The following is a 7,040-nucleotide window of genomic DNA, read 5'->3' on the forward strand; positions in this document are numbered from 1 at the left end:
TCCAGCGTGATGGCCAAAGCGATAGAGCATGCCGAAAGAGAGAAGAACGTGGTCATATATAGATTTTGTGGTATTACTGCAAAATCATCAAACGAACTATCTCTATTGATTCAAATGTGTGAAGAGATAACTTCGAATTGTTGTCTTGATAAAGCTAACTTATATGCGGAGCGAGACGATGTTTCTAACACTGAATATGATGATAAATACGGAAGAGACGGCTCCAGGCCAGAACCGAGAGAAGTTTTCGGAAAATTTGAAAAAAGCCTTTCAATATCACTCCATGGTAGAAAACTCGTAGTCTTTGTAGATGCGCTAGATCAACTTTCCGGAAATCTAGCGTGGTTACCGGACGATCTTCCAGATAATACGAAAATTGTAGTATCCTTTAGCAAGCTCAAGAACCCGATTTTGAAGTTCGACACTCACATCATCCCAGATCTAGGTGAATCGGAGATATTGTGGGTCTTGAAAAGTATTTTGAGCAGACACAACCGGAAGCTTGAAGATTGGCAAAGAGATATTGTAATTGAGTCTCTTCTAAAAAACAGACATCCAATAAATCTGAAGCTATTCTCAGGGATTGTTGAATCAATTCATTCCTATTCGTCAGTACGGAAGGTAAAAGAGCTGTGTGAGTCGTTCTATGGCTCTTTCTTCACTCAAATTGAAAAGGAACATACAGATTCATTGATTAGAACCTTCTTCGGCTACATTCTCTGCAGCGTACTGAATGGAATGCCCGAAGATGAAATAGTCGATATTGTATCTTTTGATACCGAGTTCTTCGCTACTCTTTTGAAAGAAACCAATAGCGGAGAGGAAATCAAGAAAACAGGAAGGATCCCAATTGTTATATGGTCGAGGTTTTTCGCTCAGATGGAGCCATATTTTTCTTCAAAAGAGGCCGACGGAGCAACAATTATATCACTATTTCACAACTCGATTCTTGAGGAATCTCGAAGGAGATATGGAGACAATCTAAATTATTATCACGAGCAGCTTGGAAAATACGGGCTTTCAAGACTTTCGAAGCAAGTTATCAATAAGAATACCGTGATTGTGTCGGGATATTCTGTTAAGAACACTTTTATTCATCTATATGAGGCGAAGAGATTCGAGACCATAATTGAGGAGCTTACAAAATTCAGCAAAGTTGCAGGAAATTCTTTTCCACTGCTAAAACTTCTTGAGAAATTGATTGACTGGGTGGTTTTCAATTACGTCTTTGATACCACAGATCCTTTTATTCAAATAATGGAGAAGATTGTTGCTTCAGCAGATTTGAAGAACATATCTAAGTTCCTCGACGAAAAAGGCACAGAATACAGAATATTTGGCTATATGAACTGGGCGCTATTCGTGTTTGAATTACTTGCCGAATTGCAAAGGAGACAGATCAGGCAGAGTAAAAACGCAAGGGAAATCCTCGACGATTACTGCACTACAATAAACAACCTTGGCAAAATCTACAGGGTCACAGGGAGAATAGAAGAATCTCTTAAGTGCTTTCAGAAGTCGCGACGAATAAGACGAAACCTTTTGAAAGAAGAACCAGATAACCTGGAATATTTGAAAGATCTTGCAGTCAGTAGCAGTTACATTGGAAGATCATACAGAGATCTCGGTAGAATCAAGAGCGCTTTGAAATACTTTACAGAATCGTTGGAAACTCGCAGGAAGCTTGCTTCAAAAGAACCCGATAGGGAAGATTTCCAGAGGGAGCTTTCGGTTGCACTTATCAATATCGGAAAAGCATATAGAACAAATGAGGACAGAAAAGCATTCGAGTATTTCAATGATTCTATTGCTATAAGAAGAGAACTCGCTAATAAGAATCCATATAAAGAAGGTTTTCAGAGGGATCTATCATTGGTGCTGGGTGAACTTGGCAGAACACATATGAAATTCAATGATCTTATTAAAGCAAGGAAATACTTTAATGAAGCTCTGATTATAAGAAGAGCTATTGCCAAGAAGAATCCAAATAAGACGGAATCGCAAAAGGATTACGCAATAGCGTTGAGGGGATTCGGTTTGACCCTTATGAAAAAAGAAGATGCTTCCAGGGCAATCGAGTACTTTGAAGAGTCGCTATTAATAAGGAAAAGACTTCTAGAAAAGTCTCCAGAAAGAATCGATCTTAAGAGGGATCTTTCGGTAATTCTCATAGATCTTGGAAAGGCTAAAATGTTAATAGAGGATTATGGTAACGCTCTGAAACTCATTGGAGAAGCATTGTCCATAAGACGTGGAATTTACCAGCTTGAACCAGAAAGACTGGTTTTTTTGAAGGATCTTCGATTGAACTTAAGCAAGATGTCTCTCTGTTTGAGAAAATCGGGGAGAAAAGTTGAAGCGTATGAATTTGCTGAAGAAGCGATCACGATCTCAGAGAGAATACTCGACAAGTCAGATGACAAGCAAAAATCAATAATAGAACTCGTTCAAAGAATTTTGGAGATTTCCGAGCTAAGCGACGGTTTGAAAAAAACTTCCTGGTTGCTTAAGGCAAGAGAAATCCTTGAGAATCTTGAAAAACAGAGAACTACTTACAAAAGTGTTAGATCACTGAAAGCAATAATTGATGCAAAACTTAGAAGCTAATACAGGATTTTTCAGAATCTGGTGATGCGATGATTTTGATCATAATGGTTCGTACCTTAATTCTTGTATTTCACTAAGCACTTGAGATATTTTGCTTTGTACTTCGTTAACCCCGTTTTTCACTTCCTCAAGTTTCAACAAAAGTGAATCAGGTTTTGAAAAGTCTCTCTTCCGAATTTCGATTTCATATCTATAACGAGGCATTTTGTCCTCAAAAAAAATCAGCTTCGTTTCACACTCAAATATCTGATTTCTAAGTCCATGTGTCGTCATCTGATATTCCCATTTTTCCTTGATGTAGCGATCAATAAGCTCATCTATTGCATCTTGTTCTACATATGATTCGTTAACTATTAGATAAAGTGCACGTATTTCGCTATCTCCGAAATCTCCTTCCTGAATCAATACCTCTATCGTCTTCATTGTTTTTCTTCTAAATTCTCTGATTTCCAAAAGCTTTGCATTTGCTTCATTTAAACCTTCCCCAATCTCATTAAGAATCAAATTTTCTACGTTATGGAGGCTTTCTCCCGCATTTTCGATTTCTTGTTCTACTGAATCAAACTTGGACCTAACTGTTTCATAGTATTCTACAAGCTTTTCGTACAGAGAATTTTGACTAATATAAAAGGCTAGGGCCCCAAGAACTACAAGAAGACAGATTACTGCAATACTCGTAAATATCCAAATAGACTTCCTTTTTCTTCTTTGAATAAGAAAAGGGACTTCTTTTGGGTTCGAACCATTGGCATATTTGAGAGCGTTCTTAACGAAGCTCAGCAGCTGGTCAAGAGCACCGGGTCCTTCAGATATGACAGTCAGTCTTCTAAGTCCCAAAGGAAGAGAAGAAACAGGTATATTCTCAACAAAAACAACAATCTGGCATCTTCTTTTTCTATCACTATTGACTTCGTTTTGAAATGTTTCCCATTCGTGTTTTACCCACCCCGATTCAAGATGATCCGGCGATGTTGCTACAACAATCAAAACTTTCGCTTTTCCAAGAGCAAAGTCTATCTCTTCCTGGTAATTTGAGTTACCGGTCTCTATGATGGACAAGGTACTCATAAAAGCATTAATAGAATTCTCTTTCAGGAGCTCGTAGATATTTCTTGCTAACTCCCAGTCGCGAGTTTTGTTTCCTCTGCTGTCAGTTACCTTGCAAGAAACAAAAACCTGCCATTCTTTTCTTGAGCTCATAAACATCAATTCCTTTCACTGAAAGAAATTCCGCTAGAAATTGTACTGTATTTCTATCCAGCCATCTTCAGGTATTTGGTCCTGCACCTGTGAAGGCTCTGGAATATCTTCCCATATGTGGTAAGTATTTACCGAGTTCATTTCAGAAATAATGTTATCAACTTCCTGCTTCTTGAAGAAATCCTCTTCGATCGAATTTACGGTTACCATTAAGCTATCGAGCCGGGATTTATTCCTAGCGTACATTTCTACCTGTTCAACTAGAAAAGCACGTTGCATCTCATTGTTTTGTATTATTATTTTGAATTGTACGATTTTGTTTTTCCATTCCATGATGTCAAACCTAAGTTTGTCTACTGACGCCCTAAGACTCTCGACTTGCTGTTGGGTCAGTTCATAGTACTCTCTTTTAAAATCGGCAGTTTGGGATTTCAAGGATGTCTCTGAACTGATGCGAGAAAGGTTCATCTGATGTTCTCGCAAGCTCGCTTCTACGCCACCAATTTCAACAATCTTGTTGAGATCTGATTCTTCTACGAATTTACTCAGCTCTTCCTGAAGCCTATTTGCCCTTCTAGCCGAAAGATTGTAATCGTCCAAAGCAGCTTTGAAATCATCCTCAACTTCTCTTTCTCTAAGGCTTGCTTCTGCCAGTTTCTCAACTTGTTTGATTTGCTCTTTCTCAAGTTCAACCACTAATTGCTCTGCAGTTTTAATTGCCTCTTCACTAGCTTCAATTTCACTCTGAATATCATTAAGCATTTTCCTAAGTGATATGAGTTCTTCCTTACCACTTGGCTTGTTAATCCAGATTATTACACTAACAATCAAAACCACGAGAACCGCAAGAGAAATAACAATAATGATCCGTTTCTTCATGGTAATCCTCCTAACAACATTCAACACACACATCTCGTCTTACTACACTTATCAAATGTTTCATTTACATCAGATAGGCCACATACCTAAAACATTGGTGTGTTCAAAATACGGTCCTACAAATCCGAAAACCAAGATCTTTAGCTGCTGTTAATGTACTATAGTAAAAACGAGATTCAACCCGCAGGTAGTTTTCGCTGTCGCTGAAGCCTCCGCCTCTAGAAACTCGAAACGAACTAATCTCATTATTATACGGATTTTTTCCAGAGCTTCTACTGTAGAAGTCGTCATTATAAGAGTCGGAACACCATTCCCAGACATTTCCAGACATGTCGAACAGCCCTAGCTCATTACAGGTTTTCTTGCCGACTTCTTGGGTTTTTCCAAATGAGTTTGAATAATACCACGCGACTTTTCCAACTTCGTCCCCTCCAGAGTACCTATGGAAACTAATAGAATTTCCTCCTTTTGCAGCATACTCCCACTCCGCTTCTGTGGGAAGTCTATACCCCAGAACCTCTGACGGATCATCCGTAACCCGCCCGTTTTTGTCCAACAGTCTTCCGTTTTCATCATATGCTTTTGGGAGGCCTTCCGATTCACTTAACCAATTACAATACGCAACAGCATCATACCAAGTAACATTTATTACTGGTCTTCTTCTCCTTCCCCAACCTTCATCATTAGCACTTTCTCTATTAGAGTCACGACAAAAAACATCATATTCATCGAATGTAATTTCGTATTTTCCAATAGCAAATTCATAATCAATAATGACTTCGTGCGCTGGTCTCTCACGATCGAAACCTAAACCAGATGAATCTCCCATTATGAAACTGCCTTTTTCTACTAGAACCATTCCTTCTGGAACTTTGCTTGTGGTGAACTTCCATATAGAACCCTCTGTTGTCGCACCTTTACTGTCTTTAGCTACTACTTTCCAGTAATAGGTCGTATTGTAAGATAATCCACTCTTGTTAATGCTTTTGGCGCTGTTCCCTGTTGATTCTTTCACTCTCAGATCACTGCTGGTACCAAAATAGACATCGTATGTTATTGAATCTCCATCAGCGTCATCACAATCCCAGGATAGGCTAAGTACTAATGGCTGGTTAATTGAATCATTTGTGGGACTAGGGTTCGATGGGGCTTTAGGCGCTTCGTTATTTCTTGTAGTGAACCTCCATATAGGACCCTCTGTTGTCGCACCTTTACTGTCTTTAGCTACTACTTTCCAGTAATAGGTTGTTCCTTGTGATAGATTGCTTCTGTTTAGTTTATTATCCGTCTGATTCGACGATATCTTTGTAGATGGATTGCTGCCTGTTCCGAAGTAAACATCATAAGTAACTGTGTCTCCGTCAGGTTCGTTGCAGATCCATCCGAGTGTCAGTGTCAACTGCTGGTTCGTCGCTTTGTCAGATGGACTTGGATTGGATTGTATAATCGGAGCTTTGTTTTCCTGTGTCGTGAAAGAGTAGACTTGACTGGTAGTTGTTCCTCCGTAGTTGTCGCTTGCTTGTACTCTCCAGTAATATTTCTTCCCCCAATCTTTGTTTGTTATCGTCACTTGGTTTGAATGTGTAGTTGACACATAACCTGGATTGCTAGTCTCTCCAAAGTAAACCTTGTAGCTTATCTCGTCTCCGTCACTGTCTTTTCCTATCCATTTTAGCGTCATGCGGTCTGGATGTATTCCAGTAATTCCATTTGTCGGTGATGTGAGTGTTATTTCCGGTTTGCTGTTCTCTTTCAAAGAACTGCCGGGGGGATGATCTTGTAAGCTCATTACCGCTATTGCAATAGTCACAAGTAAGGTGAAAAATATGAACAGCGGCAATGCTATTCGTCTTTTCTTAACAGGTGTTTCATGATGATCTGTCCTTTCTTCGGGGCCTTCTTGCGGGATATCACGGAGTGTTTCTTCTGCCTTTTCTTCTTCAATCTCTTTTTTTATTTCCTCGCTAATCTTATCTGTTGAGGCTTTCTCTTGCTCATGCCCGGATACATCTATTGATGTTTCATTACTTTTGTCAACAGTCTCCAGATTCTCATCTTCTTCAGTTCTATTTGATCCGGTCTCTTCAATTTGATCTGTCTTTTCTTCCAGCTCTTCTCGTGGGATATCATGAAGCGTTTCTTCTGCCTTTTCTTCTTCAATCTCTTCTTTCATTTCCTCGCTACTCGTATCTGCTGAGGCTTCCTTTGGCTCATGCTCGGGTATATCCATTGATGTTTCACTACTTTTGTCGCCAGTCTCCAGATTCTCATCTTCTTCAGTTCTATTTGATCCGGTCTCTTCAATTTCATCTGTCTTTTCTTCCAGCTCTTCTCGTGGGATATCATTGAGCGTT

4 protein-coding genes are annotated in these 7,040 nt (G+C 39.3%); 1 reads left to right on the forward strand and 3 read right to left on the reverse strand.

The window, feature by feature from the left end; translation table 11 throughout:
- Window positions 1-2,607, forward strand: a 2,607-nt coding sequence (locus tag Y697_RS14455; protein WP_147433203.1) for a tetratricopeptide repeat protein, incomplete at its 5' end; no start/stop codon positions are given.
- A gap of 39 nt (window positions 2,608-2,646) precedes the next feature.
- Here the strand turns inward: Y697_RS14455 and Y697_RS14460 are convergent.
- From Y697_RS14460 to Y697_RS15060, 3 genes are all read right to left on the reverse strand, one after another.
- On the reverse strand, window positions 2,647-3,807 hold the full coding sequence (locus Y697_RS14460) for a toll/interleukin-1 receptor domain-containing protein (protein ID WP_183083837.1): 1,161 nt from the start codon (window positions 3,805-3,807) through the stop codon (window positions 2,647-2,649).
- 33 nt (window positions 3,808-3,840) lie between these two features.
- Complete coding sequence (locus Y697_RS14465) at window positions 3,841-4,686, reverse strand: hypothetical protein (RefSeq protein ID WP_121552517.1); 846 nt, start codon at window positions 4,684-4,686, stop codon at window positions 3,841-3,843.
- Between the two features lie 103 nt (window positions 4,687-4,789).
- On the reverse strand, window positions 4,790-7,040 hold a 2,251-nt coding region (locus Y697_RS15060; protein ID WP_259462607.1), incomplete at its 5' end, for an SUMF1/EgtB/PvdO family nonheme iron enzyme.

The organism is Mesotoga sp. BH458_6_3_2_1 (assembly GCF_003664995.1).
Taxonomy (GTDB): Bacteria; Thermotogota; Thermotogae; order Petrotogales; family Kosmotogaceae; genus Mesotoga.